Genomic DNA, 25,446 nt, shown 5'->3' on the forward strand with positions numbered 1-25,446 from the left:
ACTTAATCTTTCAATAATTTAATTTTTTCAATCACATTTGTTGTTGAACAACCATTTTCAAAGTTTAGCACTTTAACATCGCCACCGTTTGCCCAAACTTCTTTACTGCCTGCAATCTCTTCGGGTTTGTAATCGCCACCTTTGACTAAAAGATCTGGTAGAATTTCGCCGATTAAACGTTGTGGTGTATCTTCAGTGAAAGGCACCAACCAGTCCACGGATGCCAAACCAGCCAATACCGCCATACGGTTTTCAAGATTATTAATTGGACGACTTTCGCCTTTTAAGCGTTTAACAGAATCGTCGCTGTTTACCGCAACAATTAGACGATCGCCCAATTTGCGTGCATTTTCTAAATAAGAAATATGCCCTGGATGCAAAATATCAAAACAGCCATTAGTCATCACAATTTTTTCACCGCGCGCTTTAGCTTGTGCGACAGCATCTTTTAATTCTGCTTCACTCATAATGCCAAATCCAGTTTCAGGACGAGCATGAATCGCATTTTCAAGTTCCACGGTCGAAACCGTTGAAGTCCCCAATTTACCCACCACAATTCCAGCGGCTACATTGGCTAGGTAACAAGATTCCTCAAAAGAACGTCCATCTGCTAATGCGGTTGCTAATACGCTAATGACAGTGTCACCGGCTCCCGTCACATCAAACACTTCTTTTGCAACGGTTGGCAAATGATAAGGCTCTTGATTTGGGCGTAATAATGTCATGCCTTTTTCAGAACGCGTTACCAAAAGTGCGGTTAATTCAATATCAGAAATTAATTTTAAACCCTTCTTAATAATTTCTTCTTCTGTATTACATTTACCCACAACGGCTTCAAATTCAGACATATTGGGTGTCAATAATGTCGCACCACGATAGCGTTCAAAATCAGTTCCCTTTGGATCGATCAACACAGGCACATTCGCTTTGCGTGCAATTTGAATCATTTTCTGAACATCTTTAAGCGTGCCTTTGCCGTAATCAGAAAGAATCAAAGCACCGTAATTTTTCACCGCACTTTCTAACTTCGCTAATAAATCCTTGCAATCTACATTATTGAAATCTTCTTCAAAATCAAGGCGGAGTAACTGTTGGTGACGAGATAAAATACGTAATTTAGTAATAGTTGGATGGGTTTCTAATGCAACAAAATTACAATCAATTTTTTGTTTTTCTAATAAGAGGGAAAGTGCAGAACCAGTTTCATCTTGTCCAATCAATCCCATTAACTGAACGGATACATTGAGTGAAGCAATATTCATCGCCACATTTGCTGCACCACCCGCGCGTTCTTCATTTTCTTGTACACGAACTACTGGCACTGGTGCTTCTGGTGAAATACGGTTGGTTGCGCCGAACCAATAACGATCAAGCATCACGTCGCCTAATACAAGTACTTTTGCTTGCTTAAATTCTGCTGAATATTGAGCCATTTTAAAATCTCTCTATTTGAATAACCAAAATTGTGGCAATTTTACCACAACTCAAATTTACGATAAACTACGCCCCTAACTTACGTGGAAAGAACAATGAAAAACGAAAAACTCCCTCAATTTCAACCGCACTTTTTAGCCCCAAAATACTGGCTTTTTTGGTTAGGCGTGGCAATTTGGCGAAGTATTTTATGTCTTCCCTATCCTATTTTGCGCCATATTGGTCATGGTCTCGGTTGGCTGTTTTCACATTTAAAAGTGGGTAAACGTCGAGCAGCCATTGCACGTCGTAATCTTGAACTTTGTTTTCCTGATATGTCTGAAAACGACCGTGAGGCGATTTTGCAAGAAAATCTCCGCTCTGTAGGCATGGCAATTATCGAAACTGGCATGGCTTGGTTTTGGTCGGATTCACGTATCAAAAAATGGTCAAAAGTTGAAGGCTTACATTATCTAAAAGAAAATCAAAAAGATGGAATTGTTCTCGTTGGTGTTCATTTCTTAACGCTAGAACTTGGCGCGCGCATTCTTGGTTTGCATCATCCCGGCATTGGCGTTTATCGTCCAAATGATAATCCTTTGCTTGATTGGCTACAAACGCAAGGTCGTTTACGCTCTAATAAAGATATGCTTGATCGTAAAGATTTACGCGGAATGATCAAAGCTTTACGCCACGAAGAAACCATTTGGTATGCGCCTGATCACGATTACGGCAGAAAAAATGCCGTTTTTGTTCCCTTTTTTGCGGTACCCGATGCTTGCACAACCACTGGTAGTTATTATTTATTGAAATCTTCACAAAACAGCAAAGTGATTCCATTTGCGCCATTACGCAATAAAGATGGTTCAGGCTATACCGTGAGTATTTCAGCGCCTGTTGATTTTACGGATTTACAAGATGAAACGGCGATTGCTGCGCGAATGAATCAAATCGTAGAAAAGGAAATCATGAAGGGGATATCACAATATATGTGGCTACATCGCCGTTTTAAAACGCGCCCCGATGAAAAGACGCCTAGTTTATACGATTAAAAGTGCGGTCGAATATCACCGCACTTTTTGATAGAATTTTCTCAAATTTAAAAAATTAACGAATAACCTCACCATGACAACCAATTATTCAGCTCAAGAAATTACCGTTCTTAAAGATCTCGAACCAGTGCAAATTCGCCCGGGAATGTACACTGACACTACTCGCCCTAATCATTTAGCACAAGAAGTTATTGATAACAGCGTAGATGAAGCCCTTGCCGGTTTTGCCTCAAAAATTGAAGTAATTTTACACCCTGATCAATCCATTGAAGTAACGGACAATGGTCGCGGTATGCCTGTGGATACTCATCCTACGGAAGGCGTTTCTGGCGTAGAAGTAATCCTGACTAAACTGCATGCTGGTGGTAAATTCTCCAATAAAAATTATGAATTTGCGGGAGGTTTACACGGTGTGGGGATTTCTGTGGTGAATGCGCTTTCTGAACGCGTGGATATTCAAGTTAAACGCAATGGTGAAGTGTATAAAATTGCCTTTGAAAACGGCAGTAAAGTAGAAGAATTAGAAGTTATCGGGACTTGTGGCAGACGCACAACTGGAACAACTGTTCACTTCAAACCGAATCCAAAATATTTTGACAGCGCAAAATTTTCCGTTAGCCGCCTACGCCATTTATTAAGAGCGAAAGCGGTACTCTGCTCAGGGCTTGAAATCAAATTCATTGATAAAGTAAACAATACTCAAGATATTTGGTTATATGAAGATGGGCTTTCCGATTACCTTATCGAAGCAGTAAATGGCTTTGAAACCCTTCCGGAAAAACCATTTGTTGGCGAATTTAAAGGAACAAATGAAGCGGTTAGCTGGGCATTACTTTGGTTGCCAGAAGGTGGCGAACTAATCGGCGAAAGCTACGTAAACTTAATTCCGACTATTCAAGGCGGAACGCATGTTAATGGCCTACGCCAAGGTTTATTAGATGCTATTCGTGAATTTTGCGAATTTAGAAATCTATTACCACGTGGGGTAAAACTTACCGCCGATGATATTTGGGATCGTTGTTCTTACATTCTTTCCCTTAAAATGCAGGATGCACAATTCGCAGGGCAAACAAAGGAACGCTTATCATCACGCCAAAGTGCGGTGTTTGTCAGCGGTGTTTTAAAAGATGCGTTCAGCCTATGGCTCAACCAAAACGTACAAGACGCTGAAAAATTAGCAGAAATTGCCATTAGTTCTGCACAACGCCGATTACGCGCCGCCAAAAAAGTCGTGCGAAAAAAACTCGTTAGTGGCCCTGCATTACCAGGAAAATTAGCTGATTGTGGCTCGCAGGATTTAGAAAAAACGGAATTATTTTTAGTGGAGGGCGACTCTGCGGGCGGTTCAGCAAAACAAGCGCGTGATCGCGAATATCAAGCGATTTTGCCGTTACGTGGGAAAATTTTAAACACATGGGAAGTTTCCCCTGATCAAGTATTAGGTTCAACAGAAATTCACGATATCGCCGTGGCTCTAGGGATCGATCCTGACAGCAATGATTTATCACAACTTCGCTATGGCAAAGTCTGTATTCTCGCGGATGCTGACTCCGATGGTCTGCATATTGCCACCCTACTCTGCGCCCTGTTCTTACGTCATTTTCCGAAATTGGTACAAGACGGTCACGTTTACGTAGCAATGCCACCACTTTATCGCATTGACTTAAATAAAGAAGTCTTCTACGCATTAGACGAAAGTGAAAAAGAGGCGATTTTAGATCGCTTGAAAAATAAAAAAGGCAAACCGAATGTTCAACGTTTTAAAGGTTTAGGTGAAATGAACCCATCGCAATTGCGTGAAACAACAATGGATCCTAATACGCGCCGTCTCGTTCAATTAACTTATGATTTAGGGGAAGATCAAGGCTCAGATACATTAGAACTGATGGATATGTTATTAGCGAAAAAACGTTCCGAAGACCGTAAAAATTGGTTACAAGCGAAAGGCGATCAGGTTGATTTATCTGTTTAGACTAAATTAATCTCAGCAAATCTGAATTTTAATAAATTAAGAATATATCAATTAACAGAAACAAAAATGACAAATATCAACTATGAAGGCATTGAGCAAATGCCTCTACGCACCTTCACTGAAAAGGCTTATCTCAACTATTCTATGTATGTCATCATGGATCGTGCGTTGCCTTTTATCGGTGATGGTTTAAAACCCGTTCAACGTCGTATTGTATATGCGATGTCTGAACTTGGCTTAAATGCCACGGCAAAATACAAAAAATCTGCTCGTACCGTCGGTGATGTACTTGGTAAATTCCATCCACATGGTGACAGCGCTTGTTATGAAGCTATGGTGTTAATGGCACAACCCTTCTCTTATCGTTATCCACTTGTAGATGGTCAAGGTAACTGGGGGGCACCAGATGATCCAAAATCCTTCGCTGCCATGCGTTATACGGAATCTCGCCTATCTAAAATCTCTGAAATCTTGTTGAATGAACTCGGACAAGGAACAGTAGATTATCAACCAAACTTTGATGGAACCTTAGCTGAACCACAATATTTACCTGCTCGTTTACCTCATATTTTATTGAACGGCACAACAGGTATTGCGGTGGGGATGGCTACAGATATTCCACCACACAATATTAACGAAATTGCTGATGCGGCAGTAATGTTGCTAGATAATCCTAAAGCGAGATTAGATGATGTACTTGAAATTGTTCAAGGCCCAGATTTTCCAACAGAAGCGGAAATTATTTCGCCAAAATCAGAAATTCGTAAAATTTATGAGCAAGGCCGTGGCTCAATAAAAATGCGTGCAATTTGGAAAAAAGAAGACGGCGAGATCATTATTTCTGCGCTTCCACATCAATCTTCTCCCTCAAAAGTTATTGCACAAATAGCCGAACAAATGACGGCAAAAAAACTGCCAATGCTAGAAGATATTCGAGATGAAGCCGATCACGAAAATCCAATTCGCATTGTGCTAGTTCCTCGCTCAAATCGCGTCGATACTGATGCCTTAATGGCACATTTATTTGCGACCACAGATCTTGAAAAAAGCTACCGTGTAAATATGAATATGATCGGGCTTGATCATAAACCAGCGGTAAAAGGCTTATTAGAAATCTTAAATGAATGGCTTGACTTCCGTCGCACAACGGTCACTCGTCGCCTTCAATATCGCTTAGATAAAGTACTCTCTCGCTTGCATATTTTAGAAGGCTTGATGATAGCCTTTTTAAATATTGATGAAGTTATCGAAATTATACGCCACGAAGATGATCCAAAAGCAGAGCTTATGGCACGCTTTAATTTAAGCGATGAACAAGCCGATGCCATTTTAAATTTACGCTTACGTCATTTAGCGAAATTAGAAGAAAACCAACTCAAAGCAGAACAAGATGAACTTGAAAAAGAGCGGTTAAATTTAGAAGCAATTTTAGGATCAGAACGCCGTTTGAATACGCTTATCAAAAAAGAAATTCAAGAAGATGCGAAAAAATATGCCAGTCCACGTATGTCTCAACTGGTCGAACGTGAAGAAGCCAAAATGATCTCTGAAAATGATATGACGCCAGCAGAGCCAGTTACTGTCATCTTATCAGAAATGGGCTGGGTACGTTGTGCAAAAGGACACGATATTGATCCTAAATCATTAAGCTACAAAGCTGGCGATAGCTATCTAGCTCACGCTTGTGGCAAAAGTAATCAAGCCGTTGTATTCATTGATAGCACGGGGCGGAGTTATGCACTCGATCCGCTTTCCTTGCCTTCCGCTCGCTCCCAAGGCGAACCACTTACAGGTAAACTCAATTTACCCACTGGTGCGACCATTGAATATGTTGTAATGGCCAGCGAACAGCAAGAATTATTGATGGCTTCTGATGCGGGATATGGTTTTATTTGTAAATTTGAAGATTTAATTGCACGTAACAAGACTGGAAAAGCCTTGATTTCTTTACCAGAAAATGCCAAAGTGTTGAAGCCTAAAACATTGATAAATTCTACCGCACTTGTTGTCGCAATCACATCAGCAGGCAGAATGTTGATTTTTCCAGCACAAGATTTACCGGTATTATCAAAAGGTAAAGGCAATAAAATGATCACTATTCCCGCAGCGAATGCAAAAGATCGTAGCGAACTATTGACAAAATTATTGCTTATTTCAGATCAAGCAAGTCTTGAATTTCATTCTGGAAAACGAAAAATTGTATTAAAACCAGAAGATCTGCAAAAGTTCCGCGCAGAACGAGGCAGAAAAGGTTCGACATTACCACGTGGATTACATACCAATCTTGAAATTATGGTAGTCGAGCCGTAACACAACACATCACTTAAACATAACTTAGGGAGATCCAATTTATGAGCTATACTTTTAGCACGTATGAAACCCTTGCATTAGCAAGCTTAGTTTTGCTATTGGGCTATTTTTTGGTTAAACGCATTAATGTATTAAAAACATTTAACATTCCAGAGCCAGTTGTTGGCGGCTTTATTGTTGCCATTGGTCTTTTAATTTGGCACAAAATTGATGGAACATCCTTTAACTTTGATAAAAATCTACAAACCACAATGATGTTAGTGTTTTTTACTTCTATCGGTTTAAGTGCCAACTTTTCCCGTCTAATTAAAGGCGGAAAGCCACTCGTTGTATTTTTATTCATTGCTGCATTATTAATCTTCGGACAAAACGTTATTGGCATTGCAAGTTCAATGGCATTAGGAATCCATCCCGCTTATGGTTTACTTGCAGGTTCAGTAACCTTAACAGGTGGTCACGGCACTGGAGCTGCTTGGGCGGATACATTTGCACATCAATTTAATCTACAAGGTGCAACTGAAATTGCCATTGCCTGTGCAACTTTCGGTTTAGTATTCGGTGGTATCATCGGTGGTCCTGTCGCTCGTTTCTTATTAAATCGCCAAAAACAAGGCGAAAATCCTGAAAATGATGAAGTTGATGACATTCAAGAAGCATTTGAACACCCAACTTATAAACGTAAAATTACTGCACGTTCATTAATTGAAACAATTGCAATGATTTCAGTATGTTTATTAATTGGTCAATATTTAGATGTACAAACAAAAGGTACTGCACTCCAATTACCAACTTTCGTATGGTGTTTATTCACTGGTGTTATTGTCCGCAATATTTTAACCAACATTTTCCGTTTCCAAGTAGCAGAATCCGCTATTGACGTATTAGGTAGCGTAGGCTTATCCATCTTTTTAGCAATTGCTTTAATGTCATTAAGACTTTGGGAACTTGCAGGTTTAGCAATTGACGTATTAATTGTTCTGGCTATTCAAGTAGCATTTATGGCTGCCTTTGCAATTTTCATTACTTATCGAGCAATGGGTAAAGATTACGATGCCGTCGTATTAAGTGCTGGACACTGTGGTTTTGGTTTAGGTGCAACCCCAACAGCAATCGCAAATATGCAAGCTGTCACCAGCCGTTTTGGGCCATCGCACAAAGCATTTTTAATCGTTCCAATGGTCGGAGCATTCTTTATCGACTTAATCAACGCTGCGCTATTAAAAGTTTCATTTGCAGTTGTAAATATGCTCGCGTAAAGTGCGGTTGAAATTGACAATGTTTTAGAGAAATGCCTTTATCTTGAATTGATAAAGGCATTTATTTCAATATAATCAATTATTTCAGCTGCAATATCAATCCCACTTGTTTTTTCAATCATTTCTAAGCCTGGGCTTGCATTCACTTCTAAAACCAATAATCCATTTTTTGAACGAATTAAATCCACGCCAGCTACATCTAAACCGATAGCTTTTGTAGCTCGAATAGCTATCTGTTTCTCGTCATCGCTTAGGGTAATTTTTTCGGTTTTTCCGCCACGATGACAATTCGCTCGAAACTCACCATTTTGCCCAATTCTCTGCATCGTTGCTACCACTTGATCACCCATCACAAAACAACGAATATCCGCATTGCCCGCTTCTTCGATGAAATCTTGCTGTAGCATAGATATATTGGTTTGCTTAAAAGCTTCCATAATGCTCACCGCACTTTGTGGCTTTTCAGCTAAAATTACCCCAATTCCTTGTGAACCATTTAGCGTTTTTAAAATTGTCGGCGAACTGATATGAGGTATCGTCGCCTGAGCTTGTACTTCACCACCACTTAAAAGTGAATTGGGAACAGGAACACCAGCCTTCAGCAAAAGTTGCAAACTTTTCCACTTATCACGTGCATTTAAAAATGCCTGAGATGAATTTAAACAAAAAGTCCCTTTGCCTTCAAAATGCTGTAAGACTGAACATCCCATTTGCGTACTCGTTGTGCCAAATCGAGGCAAAACTGCATCATAATCAAACAATAAATAAGGTTTCGACTCAGAATTTTCTTGATAAAAAATCTGAAAGTGCGGTGGATTTTGCGAGAGTTTTAAGAAACAGTGATTCGGATCTAAAATATCCATCTCATGCCCTTGATGTTTAGCCGCTTCTTTTAAGCGTTGGCAACTATAAAGACGAGGTTCTCGGCAAAGCATTAATAATTTCATAACATTTAATTTATTATCTACGATGTTCCGTATATTACACGAATAAAAACGCTTTATGTAGATGATAAAAATCAGTAGAATTACCTAGAATTTTAACTCAAAAAAGGAAATCTTATGTTCGTTGTTATTTTTGGTCGTCCTGGCTGCCCTTACTGCGTACGAGCAAAAAACCTTGCTGAAAAATTAAAAGGCGAAGTTGCTGATTTTGACTATCGTTATGTGGATATTCACGCAGAAGGCATTACTAAGGAAGATTTATCAAAATCTGTTGGTAAACCAGTAGAAACCGTACCACAAATTTTTATTGATGAAAAACCAATTGGTGGTTGCACTGATTTTGAAGCATTAATGAAAGAACAATTTGGTATCGTTGCTTAATTTTTCTTTTTAATTTATACAAAAAAGCCACTTTCAATCGAAAGTGGCTTTTTTCATAGAAGAGTTTTAACCGTTATAACGTTTAAAAATTAATGTCGCATTTGTACCACCAAAACCAAAGCTGTTTGACATGACAGTTTGTAATCCTGCATTTTCTTTCGTCTCAGTAACGATGTTACAGCCTTCAGCGGCTTCATCTAAGGTTTCGATATTAATACTTGGTGCAATAAAATCATTATCCAACATTAATAACGTGTAAATTGCTTCGTGTGCACCCGCCGCACCTAAAGAGTGACCAGTCATTGATTTAGTTGAAGAAATCGCTGGAATTTTGTCACCAAATACATTTTTGATTGCACCTAATTCTTTCACGTCACCTACTGGTGTAGATGTGCCATGTACGTTGATGTAATCAATTGGGGTATCGACAGTTGCCATTGCTTGTTTCATACAACGCTCTGCACCTTCACCACTTGGTGCAACCATATCGTAACCATCAGAAGTTGCGCCATAACCTACAATTTCAGCGTAGATTTTTGCACCACGAGCAAGTGCATGTTCTAATTCTTCCACAACCACAACAGCACCACCACCTGCAATAACGAAACCGTCACGATTTGCGTCATAAGCACGAGATGCTTTTTCTGGCGTTTCATTGTATTTAGTTGAAACTGCACCCATTGCATCAAACTCAGTAGCACATTCCCAAGATAATTCTTCTGCACCACCAGCAAAAACGATATCTTGTTTGCCTAATTGAATTAATTCAACCGCATGACCAATACAATGTGCAGAGGTTGCACAAGCAGAACTCATAGAATAATTCACACCACGAATTTTATAAGGTGTTGCTAAACAAGCTGAAACACTTGATGCCATGGTTTTCGTTACAGCGTAAGGACCAATCGCTTTTACACCGCGAGGGCCACGAACCGCATCACAAGCCACTAATTGATTATGTGCAGAGCCCGTACCTGCACCAATCACTAAACCAGTACGATCATTAGAAACTTGATCTTCTGTTAAGCCTGCATCTTCAATCGCTTCACGCATAGAAAGATAAGCATAAGCCGCTGCATCACCCATAAAACGGAACACTTTACGATCAATGTGCTCGCTTGGGTTTAATTTGATTGTTCCGGCAACATGGCTACGCATATTCATTTCTACAAACTCAGGCACAACTTCAATACCTGATTTCCCTGCTTTTAATGAAGCCAATACTTCTTCTTTGTTGTTACCGATACTTGAAATAATCCCAAAGCCTGTAATTACAGTTCTTCTCATTGCTTCTTCCTTATTGTTTTATATGTAAAAATAACGACTCAAAATTACTATGAAATAAAAATATTTCAAGCAATAATTCATTTGTTCGACCAGTTCAGAAAATCGCGTTATTATACGCAAATTTCATTAGGCAAGAAAGGAATAAAAAATGACCTTTAGCGTCCAACATGCAGAGATTCACTTCAACCAAAACCATATTCCCGTCTCAGATCAATTCGATGATGTCTATTTTTCTAACGAAAATGGATTGGCAGAAACCGATTATGTTTTTCTACAAGGTAATCAACTTTGGGAACGTTGGATAACACACAAAGAAGCTAATTTTGTCATCGCTGAAACAGGATTTGGTACAGGATTAAATTTCTTTGCGGTAACCAAATTGTTCCGTGAATTTCGCCAGCAACACGAGAATCATCCTTTAAAACGCCTAAATTTTATTTCCTTTGAAAAATATCCGCTAAAAATCACCGCACTTTTGCAAGCGCATCTTGCCTATCCGCAGTTTGAAGATTTAAGTGCTCATTTGCAACGTTATTGGCCTTCATTGATTCTAGGTTGTCATCGTATTCATTTTGAAGAGACAACCTTAGATTTATGGTTTGGTGATGTATCAGAAAACTTGCCACAACTTGGCGATTATATGAATGAACGTATTAATGCTTGGTTTTTAGATGGCTTTGCGCCGAGTAAAAATCCTGAAATGTGGAATGATGATCTCTATAACTTAATGTTTCGTTTCACGAAACCCAATGGTTCTTTTGCTACCTTCACCGCAGCAAGTGCGGTCAGAAAAGGACTTGAATCCGCAGGCTTTAATGTGACAAAACGTAAAGGCTTCGGCAAAAAACGGGAATGTTTAAGTGGGCTAAAAATACAATCAAAATCTACCGCACTTTCCACACCTTGGTATCTTGCTCAGCCTGCGAAAATGGAAAAACAAGATGTCGCTATTATCGGCGGTGGTATTGCTTCTCTTTGTGCAGCCATTTCCTTAGTAAAACGCGGGGCAAAAGTCACTATTTATTGTGAAGATGATGCGCTCGCTCTCAATGCCTCAGGCAATAAACAAGGCGCATTTTATCCGCAACTTAGCGATGATAATGCGCTCACCGTTGATTTTTACCTACACGCTTTCAGTTACGGTCGCCAATTACTTGATTGGGCAATCGCACAAAACATAGCGTTTGAACACGAATTTTGTGGCGTGGCACTATGTGCTTACAACGAAAAAAGTGCGGTCAAATTAGCAAAGATTTCTCAGCTTGGTTTGCCGAACGAAATCTTCCAAATGCTGAATGCTGAACAACTCAGTGAAAAAGTGGGATTACCGCTTAATTGCGAAGGCGGTTGGATTGAACAAGGGGCTTGGCTTGCACCAAGACAATTTGTTCAAAATGCCTTTTCATTTCTTGAAAAGCAGGGTGTCATCATTAAAACCTCACAAAAAATTACCGCACTTTCTCAGCTAGAAAAAGGTTGGGAACTAAAAAATATGCAAGGTCAAAAATACTGTCATGAAGTCGTCATTCTGGCGAACGGATATAAAATTACTGATTTTGTTCAAACAGAAAAGCTACCGCTCTACCCTATCCGCGGGCAAGTCAGCCAAATTCCAACATCAGAAAACTTACTCAAACTGAAATCTGTGCTTTGTTATGATGGCTATCTTACTCCAGCCAATCAATTAAAAACCTCACATTGCATCGGCGCAAGCCATGTTCGTGATAATGTTGATCGCCACTTTAGTGAACAAGAACAACAAGAAAACCAACAAAAACTCCAACAAAATATCGCCCAACCTTGGACTCAAGATGTGAATACATCAGATAATCTCGCTCGTGTAGGCATCCGCTGCTCTGTAAGAGATCTTGCCCCAATGGTGGGAAACGTGCCTCATTTTGAACAGCAACAAGCGGATTATTACAATCTATTTAACCTCCGCCGCCGTAAACAACCTATCCAAAGTGCGGCCAATTTTCAGAATATTTTCTTAATCGCAGCCTTAGGTTCTCGCGGGCTTACCTCTGCTCCACTATTAGGCGAAACCTTAGCTTCAATCATTTATGGCGAGCCATTACCAATAAGCGAAGGCATATTACATAATCTTTCAGCTAACCGAGCTTGGGTAAAAAAGTGGTTGAAAGGTTCAAAAGTTGAATAAATTCATAAGATTCAGAGCCTTACAAAAATAACTTTAACGTGTTAAAATCAAACAAAATTTAAATATAAAAATGAATACAAAAATGCTATGCAATCAATCAATCAATCAATCAATCAATCAATCAATCAATCAATCAATCAATCAATCAATCAATCAATCAATCAATCAATCAATCAATCAATCAATCAATCAATCAATCAATCAAATTGTAGGATTTGTTAAAACTTGCTACAAGCCTGAAGAAGTATTTCATTTTCTTCATCAGCATTCCATTCCTTTTTCCTCCATTGGAGGAATGACCAATCAAAATGTTCTACTTAATATTTCTGGAGTTAAGTTTGTATTACGGATCCCTAATGCCGTAAATTTATCACTTATAAATCGAGAATATGAGGCATTCAATAATGCTCAGGCATATCGTGCTGGCTTGAATGTAGAAACTCCCGTATTAGATGCCAAAAGTGGCGTAAAACTGACTCGTTATTTAGAAAATAGTAATACTTTAAGCCAGATACAATTAAACGAACAAAGTTGTTTGTCTCAAGTTGTGAATAATTTATATCGTTTACACAATAGTGAATTTGTTTTCCGTAATGTATTTAGCGTATTCGATGAGTTTCGCCAATATTTTTCATTGCTAGAAAACAAATCCGCTTTTTATCAAGCTGATTCTAGAATGGATAAACTTTCAGCTGTATTTTGGCAATTTGAAGAAATCAATAAAGAGATAATTTTACGTCCGTGCCACAATGATTTAGTCCCTGAAAATATGTTATTACAAGATGATCGGCTATTTTTTATCGATTGGGAATATTCGGGCTTAAATGATCCGCTATTTGATATAGCTACTATCATTGAGGAAGCTCATTTATCGAAAGAAGCTGCTGATTTTCTATTAGAAACCTATTGCAATCAGACAAATAAATATCACAAGACAGAATTTCAAATCGCTCACAAACGGTTAAAAATCCATCGCTTTTGCCAAAATGTATTGTGGTTTTTATGGACAAAAGTAAAAGAAGAACACGGCGAGAATTTTGGCGATTATGCATTAAAACGCTTAGACGCAGCATTTAAACTGTTAGAGGAATTGCCATAATGCGTGGCTATCTCTTTGGCATACTGTCCGCTGTATTTTGGGCATTATCTGGATTGTTATATAATGAATTGCCATTAAGTGAATATGATGCATTAGGGAAAATAATTTCATTGCTTTTTTTAATTGATTTTTGCTCGTTATTAGTTATCGGCATAACATTATGGCGAAAAAGTGCGGTAGATTTTCAAGGCGTTTTTTGGCAACCTGCGTTATCTGGCGTATTAGGTGGGCCAATAGGAATGTCTGCCTATTTATTAAGCATTCATTATTTAACGATCTATTATGCGGCACCGCTTTCATCTCTCTTTCCTGTTTTCGCTGCGTTAATGTCTTATTGGATTCTAAAAGAAAAAATCTCTAGAACAGCGCAGTTTGGATTTGGATTGGCGGTTATTGCTTCTGCATTGTTGGCTATTGAAGTCGGGCAAAAAGCAAACTTCAATACAAGCGGTCTCATTTTTTTAGCCATTTGCATATTAGGGTGGTCATCTGAAATAGTGATATCCTCCTATACAATGCGTTCTCTCTCTGGACTTCAGGTGTATTTTTTAAGACTATGTGGTTCAACTATTGGTTATTTATTGATTCTATTTATTCTTTCCTTGAAAAATTTCTCACTAGATATACTTAGTTTTAATTATGTACAAATTGCTGGTGTAATAATCTTTGGTGCATTATCTTACTGCTGCTATTACCAAGCGATTTATCTGTTAAAACCAATCAAAGCAATGGCATTAAATATCACATATTCTGTATGGGCAATTGGACTTGGTTATCTGCTCTATAAACAGCCAATTAAGCCCATTACCTTACTACTCACCTTATTATTAAGTGCAGGAGTGATCGTTACACTTTATTACAAAGGGGAACAAAAATGAATGCGATTATTTTAGCTGCAGGATTAGGCAGTCGTTTTAAAGACATCACACAAAGCACACATAAATCATTGTTAGATATTCACGGCACACCTAACTTAGAACGGACACTCACTTTTCTACGTCAAGCAAATATCGACAATATTGTCATTGTTACAGGGTATTTACACGAACAATTCGAGTATCTAAAGAAAAAATATGACTGCACCTTGATTTACAACGAAAAATATCGCGAATATAACAGCATTTATTCCTTTTCTCTGGCACAAGACTTCTTTAGTGATTGTTATGTTATTGATGCGGATGTAGTGCTTAATCGTAATATTTTTCTAACGAAACCATCACACAGCAAATATTTCACGGTTATCCGTTCTAAAACGCACAATGAATGGCTACCGATTTTAAATAGTAATGGGCAAGTAATACGTATTGAGATTGGATCATTAAACCAGTCTAGCTTGTCAGGGGTATCTTATTGGACAACTCGGGATTGCGATATCATTCTAACTTTGCTCAAAGAATACACAAGTGAAGTGCGGTTAAAAAATCCAAAACTTTATTGGGATACCATTCCGATGGAATATATAGAGAAATTAAATATCTATACGGAACAACTTAACAGTGATGATATATTTGAAATGGATAACCTTGATGACTATCACCACATTTTACAAAAATTGACACCAAACAAGGAAAAATAATGAAAAAATTAACGCTCAGAGAACAACAACTCGTTTGTCTCAATATATTAGATTATTTCCACGCATTATGTGAGCGACACCAAATTCACTATTCTCTTGGTGGTGGAACATTAATCGGTGCAATACGCCACAAAGGCTTTATCCCTTGGGATGATGATATTGATGTTTATATGCACCGTGATGAATATCAAAGGTTCGTTGATGTTTGGTTTCAAGAAACTCACGAATACTACAATATGGAAACGGCAGAAGATATACTTGCTCAATATACCGGTGAAATGGCAAAAATTTTCGATTGTCGCACTCAAATAACAGATGCTAAGGGAAGAAAAAGCCCGATGTTTATGGATATATTTATCTACGATGGTGTACCGAATGAACCAAAGATCATTTACCCACTGATGAAAAAGCACCGAAGAATTAAACTTCGATTTTCTTCTTGTAAGAAAAGATGGTTAAGATCAAAAGAAAATACTTTGCAAAGAACGATACTTGGTAAATTAAGCCACTTTTTATTTTCCAAAATGCAAAAAAATTTAGCACAATTCCAAATAAAATATCCGATAAAACAATGCGATTATATTGGTCTTGTATTATCTGACTACGGTGGTTGGCAAAAATCTTATATGCCGAAAGAATATTTTAATCACATTGTTTATAAAGAATTTGAAGGACGACAATTTCAAGTAATGAATGGATATCACGAACACTTAACGCAATATTATGGAGATTATATGAAGCTTCCACCAGAAGAAGACCAAAAGCCACATCATATTCAAGAAGCGTATATTTTGTAAGCGAAAGGGCAGATTTAATTCTGCCCTTTTTCAATTATTACTGAACCTTTCCACAATTCAAGCAATACAAATATTGACCTTTAGGATCATTAAATTTAGTTAATACATTCAATTCTTTTTGTAATTTTTGAATTGGAGCCGGCAGACCAAGCCATTTAACTAACTGCTCTTGCGTACCTTTTTTAGTATCGCGTAATAAGGTGCTAATTAAACTAACATTATCATCTGTAAACCATTCCACACTAAAATCCTGCACGGCAGTATCTTGGCGTTGATTCACTAATTGCTCTGCTTTATTAACTGCTTCATTAAAAGAACCGATCTCATCCACTAAACCATTTTGGAATGCATCACTGCCCAACCAAACCTGACCTTGAGCCAGTTTATCTACTTGTGTTTTAGAAAGCTGACGACCTTTGCTGACAATTTCTAAAAATCTGTCATAACCGTGCTCAATTTCTGTTTGATAAATATCTTGCACGGGTTTTGCTAATGGAGAAAACGCAGATGTATTAGCTAATTCAGTGGTTGAAACACCATCTGCATGCACGCCTATTTTCTTAATACTATTTTCGAAAGTCGGGAACATCGTGAAAATACCGATAGAACCCGTAATTGTATTTGCATCGGCAATAATATAATCTGCAGTGGATGAAATCCAATAACCACCTGATGCTGCCATTGCACCCATAGATACGATGACAGGCTTTCCAATTTTCTGTAAGTTTTCAGTTTCTTGTCGGATAATTTCAGAAGCAAAAGCACTTCCGCCAGGTGAATTAACGCGTAGAATCACGGCTTTCACAGAATTGTCATCGTGGGCTTTACGAAGAATTCGCGCAATGGTGTCGCCACCAGCATTTTCTTCATCACTTTCTCCATCAATAATCGTTCCTTCAACATTCACAACCGCAATTTTATTCGGTACGTTGTAATGTTCTAAACGATCAGGCAGTTGAGTCAAATAATCATCAAATTCGATAAGGTTCGCTTTTCCATCACTTCCTTTGCCAAAAAGTGCGGTAAATTTTTTATCTAAATCTAAACGAGTTACAACATCAGTTACTAATCCACGTTGTTGTGCATATGCCGTACTATTGCCTTTTAACGCTTTAAGTTCTGCAAGATACTGTTTCGCATTCGGCAAAATGCGATCTTTCTTAATATTACGATTTTCACTGACGGATAAAACATAATTATTCCACATTTCGCCTAACCAACGTTGCATATTTGCTTTTGCCTCAGCCGACATATCGTTGCGTAAAAATGGTTCAACTGCTGATTTATAAGTCCCCACGCGGAAAATATGTGGTGTAACGGCTAATTTGTCTAGCATCTCTTTAAAATACAAATTCTCTTGCGATAAACCGTGAATATCCACGCTTCCAATTGAATTTAAATAAATTTCATCAGCAAAGCTCGCTAAATAATATTGTCCTTGTGAATAATTATCTGCATAGGCGATCACTGGTTTCCCTGCATCTTTAAAGTGACTGATAGCCCCACCAATAAAATCTAATGCGGGTAAATCTGCCCCTTCAAAATAATTAAGATCTAGCACTAATCCTTTAATTTTAGGATCATCTTCCGCTTGTTGAATGGCAAATACCACATCAAACGTCGAAATTTTTCTAGGGACATGCTCGCCATTCAATTCGCTTAACGCATCTTGCCAACGAAGTGTTTCATCTCGGTTGTCCGCTAAATAACCATCTAAATTGAGCAATAATGCGCCTTCGCTCGTTAATGCAGTAGATTTTTTCCCGCCACTTGAAAAGCTAATAATCGCCACTAGCAATAGTACAAAGCCTAAAAACACAACATTCATCACAAGATCACGAATGAAACACAGCACTTTCCAACAAAATTTTAATACTCGAAACATACAAATTACCTTTAAAAAATTTGTACTAGCGTATCACAAAGCCTTGTCAAAAACTATGCTATAATCCACCGCACTTTTACTTATAAGGGATAATAAAATGGATGCACTTACACTTTTAACCACAAGAAAATCAAACAAAAAATTGACCGTACCTGCACCTAATGCAGAACAGCTTGAGCGTATTTTCGAAGCAGCAATGCGTGTGCCAGATCACGGAAAATTACATCCTTATCATTTTATTGTAATGGAAAATGAGAGCTTAAATAAATTAGAAACGCTACTTAAAGCTGCCGTTGTAGAATTTGATCTTGGGGAAGAAAAATTGATGAAAGCCGAAAACCTAGCACATCGCGCACCTATGGTTATTGGCGTGGTAGCAAAAATCGATCCAACTATCGCTAAAGTGCCAGATTGGGAACAAATGTTGAGTGCAGGTTGTGCAACTTATGGATTACAACTGGCTGCACAAGCACAAGGATTTGATAATGTGTGGATTTCAGGGAAATGGGTTAATGGCACTGCATTACGAGAAGCGTTCGGATGTCGTGAACAAGATCGTGTGATTGCGTTAGTCATGATTGGCACAAGTATGGAGAAAGCCGAACGTGAATGCCGTATTATTGATACAAAAGATTTTGTAACCTATCTATAAAATATTGCTTGCTTTCCTCAAGACTTAGAGGAAAGCAAAATATTGCCTACTCTTCTTCCAATTCATCCGCCATCGCTGCCAATATTTCTCGTGTAAGAAGGGCCAATGCACGATAAAAAGGCAAAGTTGCTTGCGTTTCAACTTGAGTTAAAAACTTCGCTGCACAAGGCAGTAAAAAAGTTTCAAAGAATTCTTGTTGAGCCACTAAAGAATCCGAATTATCTTCAAGCCAAGAAGCAGTGAGCAATAATAAAGCAAAATGATCCGCACTTTCCACCTCTGGCATATTGCGTACAAGGCGAAAATTCACAAATTCTTCAACATCAATGCCATAAGCTGAAATAGCCGTCATCACTTTCCCATTCGCACCAAATAATTTTTGATACTCTTCGTTCAATAAATTGAGATCGATTTTAACTTGCAAGCTATTCAGTGCTAATTCACTTTCTTTATCAGTATCTAACGCCCAAACTTGACTCAAACCTTTTTGTTGTAACCAAACAAATGCGTCAGCGAGTACTTTATCTGTTGGAGAACGATAAAAAAGATTACCGAATAATCGACTAATTAATGAAAAATTATTAATTTGTTTTTCAGACATTACTCTTTTTCCTTTAAAAGTGCGGTCAATTTTGCTTGAGTTTTTTGAGCAGCAAGTTCAATCATCGCCTTACGAGCCTCATCATCAATTAAATGAATATCTCCAAATAATTCAAACTCGACATTTTCAATTCCACAATAATTGAATAATCCATTAATCAAACAATGATTAAGCGATTTATCCACACCAAATTCTTTATATTGATCAACATTACTGCCAATCGTAATAAATTGCTGCATTTGCTTATTTTTTAGCAACCCCACTGATTCGCCGTTTTCCGTTTTATAGGCAAAACCGTGACTTAATACGCGATCTAAATATCCTTTCAAAATTGCTGGGAACCCCATCCACCAAAGGGGATAAACCAACGTAATTAAATCTGCTTGAAGAATAAAATCATGCTCTTGCTGAATATCTTCTGGAATAATACCTTTGTTAGCATTCTGCAATTCTTCATGAGATAAAATTGGATTGAAATTCATTTCATAAAGATCACGAAAAAATACATTTACACCATTTTCTTGACTAATTTGCTCAATACGATTGGCAATCGCTCGCCCAAAACTACGCACTGAATTAGGGTGAGCAAAAATAATTAAGTGATTCATTTTTCTTACCTATTTGTAGGGAAATAAAACGTGACAGAAGTCTATCAAAATAGAGCGCACTTTGCATATAAAATCACATAAAAAAAAGCGGGCATAGCCCGCTCTCTTATTTGCATCATCATTATGCTGCGTTTTTACGTTCTTCTTCCATACATACTGCCGCAGTAAATAATACGTCAGTTGATGAGTTTAATGCTGTTTCGGTTGAGTCTTGTAAAATACCGATAATAAAACCAACACCGATCATTTGTGCTGCTACATCATCAGAAATACCAAATAAGCTACATGCTAATGGGATTAATAATAATGAACCGCCCGCTACGCCAGATGCACCACAAGCACAAAGTGCTGCAACAATACTTAATAAAAGCGCACTAACGAAGGAAACTTCTAAGCCTAGTGTATGAACTGCGGCTAAAGTTAAGATAGTAATAGTAATCGCCGCACCCGCCATATTAATGTTCGCACCCAATGGAATAGAAACAGAATAAGTTTCTTCATCAAGATTTAAGCGTTTTGCTAATTCAATGTTCACTGGAATATTTGCTGCAGAACTACGAGTGAAGAATGCAGTTACCCCACTTTCGCGTACACAAGTCCACACTAATGGGTAAGGATTACGACGGATTTTCCAATAAACTAAAATAGGATTTACAACAAAAGCAGTAAATAACATCGTACCAATTAATACAGCAAGTAATTGCACATAACCGCCTAATGCGACTAAACCTTTATCAGATAAGGTTTCAGCCACTAAACCGAATACACCAAATGGTGCAAAAGAAATAATCACGTGAACAATTTTTGATACGCCTTCTGCAAAATCAGATAATACGTTCTTAGTTGCATCAGATGCATGACGTAAAGCCAAACCTAAACCGATAGACCATGCTAATACACCAATAAAGTTTGCTTTGAAAATTGCATTTAATGGATTATCTACCACGTTTAAGATAAGGGTAAATAAAACTTGGCCAACAGCTTGCGGTGCTGAGCTTGCATCTTCTTTGGTTGCAAGTACAACTTCCGTTGGGAATACGAAACCAGCAATAACAGCAACAAATGCAGCTAAGAATGTGCCTAAAAGGTAAAGCACAATTATTTCTTTCATATTGCTTTTCGTACCAATTTTACGGTTTGCAAGGGCAGCCATAACAAGAAAGAAAATTAAAATTGGTGCAACGGCACGCAGAGCTTTTACAAAAATCGTACCTAATACGCCAACTTTTTCAGCAAGATTAAAACCAATGGTTTCTTGTAATGGTGCTGAAATCAATGCAACAACAATACCAAGAACCAAGCCAGCGGCAATTCGTTTTACCAAACTACCCTGAAATAACAGACTAAATAGACGTGATGTGTTCATATTTTTATCTTTCTTTTAGTAAATTTAACTTCAGATTGTTACCAATCCACCTAGGGGGGATTAAAGATAGCGTAAAATTTTAATGAAAGAAAATATTTTTATTATTTTTCACTCTAAAAGTGAACTTTTTTCTAAAGTTATTAGATATTCTCTAAAAACATACTTATAAAAAAATTTTTTATTTAACCTATTGACACCCTGTATGAAATATCAGTAAAATTTAACTGTACAAAAAAACAAGGTAAAAGGTTATTTATCCATATTATTTAACAGGAGATAAGAGAATGAACAACCAAACTTTGGCTACACAATATGAAATGGATTTTTCTTATAATCCACTGCCTTTTTTCAGTGATATAGAAGATAACCTTAAATTCAACAAAAAATTAGATTTAAATCTTTACTGTATCAAACGTCCAAAACAAACTTGTTTTATTCATATAACTAACCCAAATATGTTGGCTTGGGGAATTGAAAGCGGCGATATGTTAGTCGTCGAAAAAAATGACGATCTTTATTCTGGTGATCTTGTTGTGCTAGAAGAAAATAACGAATTTCATGTCTATGAATTTATGACGCATAGCGGCAATTACCTTTTTATGGCATTGGATTCCACAACACAAAATATAAATACAAAAGATTGGTCAAATTTACCTATTGTCGGCACCGTAACCAATACGATTCATCAAATGAAACGTCGCAATAAAATGAAATGGGCAGCGTAGTTAAAAGCAAATAAAAAAGTGCGGTGAAAATCAACCGCACTTCTATCTAGTATCTAGATTATATTTCAATTAATTACTCGTCGCTTTACGTCTAGCAATAACTGCATCAGAAAGTTGTTGCAATAATCTTTCAGAATCTTCCCATCCAATGCACGCATCCGTAATACTTTGTCCATAAGTCTGCGCTTTGCCATCAACTAAATCTTGACGACCTTCCACTAAATGGCTTTCCACCATTACGCCAAAGATTTGTTTAGAACCAAATGCAATCTGATTACATACGTCTTGGCAAACATCCATTTGCTTTTTATATTGTTTACTGCTGTTTGCATGGCTAAAATCAACCATAACGTGTGGAATACGCCCTGTTTTTTCAATATCAGCACAAACTTTTTCTACATCTTCAGCACTATAGTTAGGACCTTTATCTCCACCTCGTAAAATAATATGGCAATCTTCATTCCCTTTTGTAGAAACAATTGCAGAATGACCAAATTTAGTGACAGATAAGAAATAGTGGGGAGCTTCCGCCGCACCAATTGCATCTAAAGCGACTTTCACACCACCATTAGTGGCATTTTTAAACCCAACAGCACAAGATAAACCTGAAGCCAACTCACGATGAACTTGTGATTCTGTTGTTCTAGCCCCAATCGCCCCCCAGCTCATAAAATCTGCCAAATACTGAGGTGTAATCATATCTAAAAACTCGCCCGCTGCAGGCACACCAAGATCATTAATATCTGAAAGTAATTTCCGTGCAATGCGTAACCCATCATTTAAACGATAAGTATCATTCAAATATGGATCATTAATTAAACCTTTCCAACCCACCGTTGTACGCGGTTTCTCAAAATACACACGCATAATAATTTCAAGGCTATCTTTGTATTTTTCACGTAATGGTTTTAAACGAGTCGCATATTCAATGGCAACTTTCGGATCATGAATAGAGCAAGGCCCAATCACGACTAATAAACGATCATCTTTACCATGAATAATATTATGTGCCTCATGACGAGTTTGCTTCACTAACGCCGCAGCCTGTTCACTTGCTGGGTATTTTTCTAATAAGGCAATGGGTGGTAACACCTGATCGACTTTTTCAATTCGCGTATCGTCGTTTGCCACGACAATTTCAATTTTCTCTTTAGCCATATATCACTCTCAAACTTTCAAATGTTGTGTTTTCATTATGTAGCTAATCTACACTTATTTTTGTACTAGTAAACTAGTTCGATATGTTTTTTTTAGAATAAAACCTACGAATTCCCTATTAAACTATCTTTACAACTCTCTTGCAAGCTGAATAAAACGAAATAATTAAGTAAATAAAAGATAAAAAAATACCGCACTTTTGTGCTGTACTCTCGAAATTAATGGCTACTTAATACTTGTGCAGGTTGTAATTTAGCAGCTCGGCTTGCTGGATAAAGGCTTGCCATTAAACTCAATGCAAGTGCTGCAACTAAAACCATCAAAACATCCAACCAATGTAACTCGCTTGGCAAGAAATCCACAAAATACACATCGCCCGATAATAATTTCTTACCGATAACCCACTCAATACCTTGAATAAAGGTTGTAAGATTTAATGCAAGTATAATGCCTAACACAATTCCAATTAAACAACCTTTCATTCCTGCCTGTAAGCCATACCAAATAAAAATACGTTTGATAAACGCATTATTCGCCCCAAGCGTGCGCATAATGGCAATATCGCCCTGCTTATCTTTTACCGCCATAATCAGCGTAGAAACAATATTAAAACACGCAACACCGATCACAAGCACCATTGCGATATACATTACGGTTCTAATAAGCTGAATATCGCGATACATATAACCAAATTTACTAATCCAATTTTGCATATATAGCATCTGCGGATAATCATTAAGCATTGATAAATCCAGATTTCTCGCAGAAAAAGGATCATCTAATTTCAATTCAACACCTGTAATTTGATCAGGTTGATAAGTCAAAAAGGTTTGTGCTTGAGCAAGCGGCAATAAGGCATAACTATAATCAAGCTGACCATCTAAGCGTAAAATAGCGGTAACTTGCACTGGCTCACGAGTTGGTTGAGCAAATTGTTCATCGCCGTTTTGCTGAGAAATAAGCAAGGTAATCCAATCCCCTACTTTTACATCAAGTTCTTTAGCGATACCCGCTCCCAAGACCAATCCGCCTTCTTTCTCAAATTTGTTCCAACCTTGCTCTTGTACAAAATTGCCAATTGAACTTACCTTATCTTCTGCTTGTTTTTCAACACCTTTGACCTGAACAACTTTCAATTTTGAGCCATTTTCTACCAATGCCGTAAAGCTAACAAAAGGAGAGATTCCTTTAATTTGTGGATTTTGTTGTAGGCGTTTTTCTAAATTTTGCCAATGATGAATTGTGGGATCTTTCGCTTGATGCGCAGAAAAAATCTCAATATGCGGCACGACTGCCAAAATCCGTTGATTAAGCTCACGCTCAAAACCATTCATCGCACTTAAGCCAACAATTAAAACTGCAACACCCAATGCAATACCAATTGCAGAGAATTTTGCAATTAACGCGACTAAAGGATTTTTTTGTTTGCCACGTTGATAACGCCAGCTAATAAAAAACGGCGTATTCATCACGCCCCCTCCTTCAAAAGACCATCTTGCATAACTAAACGGCGTGATAATTTTTCCGCAAGCCCCATATCGTGAGTGACTAATAAAAAGGCGATATTTTGTTCTTGATTAAGTTGTTGAATCAGCTCAAAAATACTTTCAGTGGTCTTGTGATCGAGATTTCCTGTGGGTTCATCCGCTAAAACTAACGATGGATTATTCACTAAAGCACGCGCAATCGCCACACGCTGACGTTCCCCACCAGAAAGCGCAGAAGGACGATGGGTAATTCTATGGCTTAATCCCACCGCACTTAGCATTTTTTCAGCGCGATCTTTCGCTTCAGTTTTATTTTGATGACCAATCAACATCGGCATCATCACATTTTCAAGTGCGGTAAAATCCGCCATTAAATGATGGAATTGGTACACAAATCCTAAATAACGATTACGCAAAGCAGCTAATTCATTAGCCGATGCTTTTTGCAAGGATTGTCCATTAATAAACACTTCCCCACTACTTGGCTGATCAAGTCCCCCTAAAGTATGTAATAAAGTACTTTTCCCTGAACCTGAACTCCCCACAATCGCAACCAACTCTGCAGGTTCCATAGAAAAAGAAACGCCTTTTAACACTTGCGTTTGATTTTCGCCCTCTTGATAAAATTTATTGATATTTTCGCATTTTAATAAATAGTTGTTCATTTTTTACTCGTTTTAACCGCACTTTAGCGGCAGATAATCCCATCAAAAACT

General features: G+C 37.8%; 22 protein-coding genes. 12 read left to right on the forward strand and 10 right to left on the reverse strand.

Going from position 1 to position 25,446, the window contains the following annotated elements:
* Positions 1-2: 2 nt before the first annotated feature.
* A complete protein-coding gene (gene hldE / locus AT683_RS07710; RefSeq protein WP_005656815.1) occupies positions 3-1,433 on the reverse strand; it encodes a bifunctional D-glycero-beta-D-manno-heptose-7-phosphate kinase/D-glycero-beta-D-manno-heptose 1-phosphate adenylyltransferase HldE in 1,431 nt (476 codons plus the stop codon).
* 96 nt (positions 1,434-1,529) lie between these two features.
* Here hldE and htrB point away from each other — a divergent pair, with 96 nt between their 5' ends.
* The 4 genes from htrB (at position 1,530) to gltS (ending at position 8,003) form a co-directional block, all read left to right on the forward strand.
* Entirely contained in the window at positions 1,530-2,465 is a 936-nt protein-coding gene (gene htrB / locus AT683_RS07715; protein WP_005656817.1) for a lipid A biosynthesis lauroyl acyltransferase HtrB, read from the forward strand.
* A 73-nt stretch (positions 2,466-2,538) separates the two neighbouring features.
* A complete protein-coding gene (gene parE, locus AT683_RS07720) occupies positions 2,539-4,437 on the forward strand; it encodes a DNA topoisomerase IV subunit B (RefSeq protein ID WP_005656818.1) in 1,899 nt (632 codons plus the stop codon).
* A gap of 66 nt (positions 4,438-4,503) precedes the next feature.
* Entirely contained in the window at positions 4,504-6,747 is a 2,244-nt protein-coding gene (gene parC, locus AT683_RS07725; RefSeq protein ID WP_005656820.1) for a DNA topoisomerase IV subunit A, read from the forward strand.
* A 41-nt stretch (positions 6,748-6,788) separates the two neighbouring features.
* Positions 6,789-8,003: a sodium/glutamate symporter gene (gltS, locus tag AT683_RS07730; RefSeq protein WP_005656822.1), complete on the forward strand. Its 1,215-nt coding sequence runs from the start codon at positions 6,789-6,791 to the stop codon at positions 8,001-8,003.
* A 38-nt stretch (positions 8,004-8,041) separates the two neighbouring features.
* Here the strand turns inward: gltS and AT683_RS07735 are convergent, their stop codons facing one another.
* The gene (locus AT683_RS07735; protein WP_032821915.1) at positions 8,042-8,950 is read right to left on the reverse strand and encodes a RimK family alpha-L-glutamate ligase; all 909 of its coding nucleotides are present in this window, start codon (positions 8,948-8,950) and stop codon (positions 8,042-8,044) included.
* A 114-nt stretch (positions 8,951-9,064) separates the two neighbouring features.
* On the opposite strand from AT683_RS07735, the gene AT683_RS07740 reads away from it, so the two are divergent.
* Positions 9,065-9,328 carry a GrxA family glutaredoxin gene (locus AT683_RS07740; protein WP_005628952.1) on the forward strand — a complete coding sequence of 88 codons (264 nt, stop codon included), beginning with the start codon at positions 9,065-9,067 and terminating at the stop codon, positions 9,326-9,328.
* A 66-nt stretch (positions 9,329-9,394) separates the two neighbouring features.
* Here AT683_RS07740 and fabB read toward each other — a convergent pair whose 3' ends face one another.
* The gene (fabB, locus tag AT683_RS07745) at positions 9,395-10,615 is read right to left on the reverse strand and encodes a beta-ketoacyl-ACP synthase I (protein ID WP_005655138.1); all 1,221 of its coding nucleotides are present in this window, start codon (positions 10,613-10,615) and stop codon (positions 9,395-9,397) included.
* Positions 10,616-10,763: 148 nt separating this feature from the next.
* On the opposite strand from fabB, the gene mnmC reads away from it, so the two are divergent.
* The 5 genes from mnmC (at position 10,764) to licD (ending at position 16,248) form a co-directional block, all read left to right on the forward strand.
* Positions 10,764-12,776, forward strand: a complete 2,013-nt coding sequence (gene mnmC / locus AT683_RS07750) for a bifunctional tRNA (5-methylaminomethyl-2-thiouridine)(34)-methyltransferase MnmC2/FAD-dependent 5-carboxymethylaminomethyl-2-thiouridine(34) oxidoreductase MnmC1 (RefSeq protein WP_038441283.1) — start codon at positions 10,764-10,766, stop codon at positions 12,774-12,776.
* An 82-nt stretch (positions 12,777-12,858) separates the two neighbouring features.
* Positions 12,859-13,875: a phosphorylcholine kinase LicA gene (licA, locus tag AT683_RS07755; protein WP_058222223.1), complete on the forward strand. Its 1,017-nt coding sequence runs from the start codon at positions 12,859-12,861 to the stop codon at positions 13,873-13,875.
* Positions 13,875-14,753 carry a choline transport protein LicB gene (licB, locus tag AT683_RS07760; protein WP_011272552.1) on the forward strand — a complete coding sequence of 293 codons (879 nt, stop codon included), beginning with the start codon at positions 13,875-13,877 and terminating at the stop codon, positions 14,751-14,753. The genes licA and licB overlap by 1 nt, the downstream gene beginning before the upstream one ends.
* Positions 14,750-15,451, forward strand: coding sequence for an NTP transferase domain-containing protein (locus tag AT683_RS07765; RefSeq protein ID WP_011272551.1), 702 nt, complete (start codon positions 14,750-14,752; stop codon positions 15,449-15,451). Before licB ends, AT683_RS07765 begins: the two co-directional genes overlap by 4 nt.
* Entirely contained in the window at positions 15,451-16,248 is a 798-nt protein-coding gene (licD, locus tag AT683_RS07770; RefSeq protein ID WP_011272550.1) for a lipopolysaccharide cholinephosphotransferase LicD, read from the forward strand. Before AT683_RS07765 ends, licD begins: the two co-directional genes overlap by 1 nt.
* 37 nt (positions 16,249-16,285) lie before the next feature.
* Here licD and sppA read toward each other — a convergent pair whose 3' ends face one another.
* Complete coding sequence (gene sppA, locus AT683_RS07775; protein WP_011272549.1) at positions 16,286-18,133, reverse strand: signal peptide peptidase SppA; 1,848 nt, start codon at positions 18,131-18,133, stop codon at positions 16,286-16,288.
* Positions 18,134-18,230: 97 nt separating this feature from the next.
* Here sppA and AT683_RS07780 point away from each other — a divergent pair, with 97 nt between their 5' ends.
* The gene (locus AT683_RS07780) at positions 18,231-18,785 is read left to right on the forward strand and encodes an NAD(P)H nitroreductase (protein ID WP_011272548.1); all 555 of its coding nucleotides are present in this window, start codon (positions 18,231-18,233) and stop codon (positions 18,783-18,785) included.
* Positions 18,786-18,831: 46 nt separating this feature from the next.
* On the opposite strand, the gene AT683_RS07785 is transcribed toward AT683_RS07780, so the two are convergent.
* From AT683_RS07785 to sstT, 3 genes are all read right to left on the reverse strand, one after another.
* Entirely contained in the window at positions 18,832-19,386 is a 555-nt protein-coding gene (locus AT683_RS07785) for a TorD/DmsD family molecular chaperone (RefSeq protein WP_011272547.1), read from the reverse strand.
* Entirely contained in the window at positions 19,386-19,994 is a 609-nt protein-coding gene (locus AT683_RS07790) for an NAD(P)H-dependent oxidoreductase (RefSeq protein WP_005687782.1), read from the reverse strand. Before AT683_RS07790 ends, AT683_RS07785 begins: the two co-directional genes overlap by 1 nt.
* Before the next feature lie 121 nt (positions 19,995-20,115).
* Entirely contained in the window at positions 20,116-21,360 is a 1,245-nt protein-coding gene (gene sstT, locus AT683_RS07795; RefSeq protein ID WP_011272546.1) for a serine/threonine transporter SstT, read from the reverse strand.
* Positions 21,361-21,644: 284 nt separating this feature from the next.
* Here sstT and AT683_RS07800 point away from each other — a divergent pair, with 284 nt between their 5' ends.
* Positions 21,645-22,085 carry a LexA family protein gene (locus AT683_RS07800; RefSeq protein WP_005667050.1) on the forward strand — a complete coding sequence of 147 codons (441 nt, stop codon included), beginning with the start codon at positions 21,645-21,647 and terminating at the stop codon, positions 22,083-22,085.
* Positions 22,086-22,154: 69 nt separating this feature from the next.
* On the opposite strand, the gene aroG is transcribed toward AT683_RS07800, so the two are convergent.
* The 3 genes from aroG to lolD all read right to left on the reverse strand — a co-directional run bounded on the left by aroG (position 22,155) and on the right by lolD (position 25,395).
* A complete protein-coding gene (aroG, locus tag AT683_RS07805; RefSeq protein WP_005687779.1) occupies positions 22,155-23,243 on the reverse strand; it encodes a 3-deoxy-7-phosphoheptulonate synthase AroG in 1,089 nt (362 codons plus the stop codon).
* 218 nt (positions 23,244-23,461) lie between these two features.
* Entirely contained in the window at positions 23,462-24,712 is a 1,251-nt protein-coding gene (lolE, locus tag AT683_RS07810) for a lipoprotein-releasing ABC transporter permease subunit LolE (protein ID WP_011272545.1), read from the reverse strand.
* Positions 24,712-25,395 carry a lipoprotein-releasing ABC transporter ATP-binding protein LolD gene (lolD, locus tag AT683_RS07815; RefSeq protein WP_005693575.1) on the reverse strand — a complete coding sequence of 228 codons (684 nt, stop codon included), beginning with the start codon at positions 25,393-25,395 and terminating at the stop codon, positions 24,712-24,714. The genes lolE and lolD overlap by 1 nt, the downstream gene beginning before the upstream one ends.
* Positions 25,396-25,446: the final 51 nt, after the last annotated feature.

Origin of the sequence: Haemophilus influenzae (assembly GCF_001457655.1) — a bacterium.
GTDB classification, from domain to species: domain Bacteria; phylum Pseudomonadota; class Gammaproteobacteria; order Enterobacterales; family Pasteurellaceae; genus Haemophilus; species Haemophilus influenzae.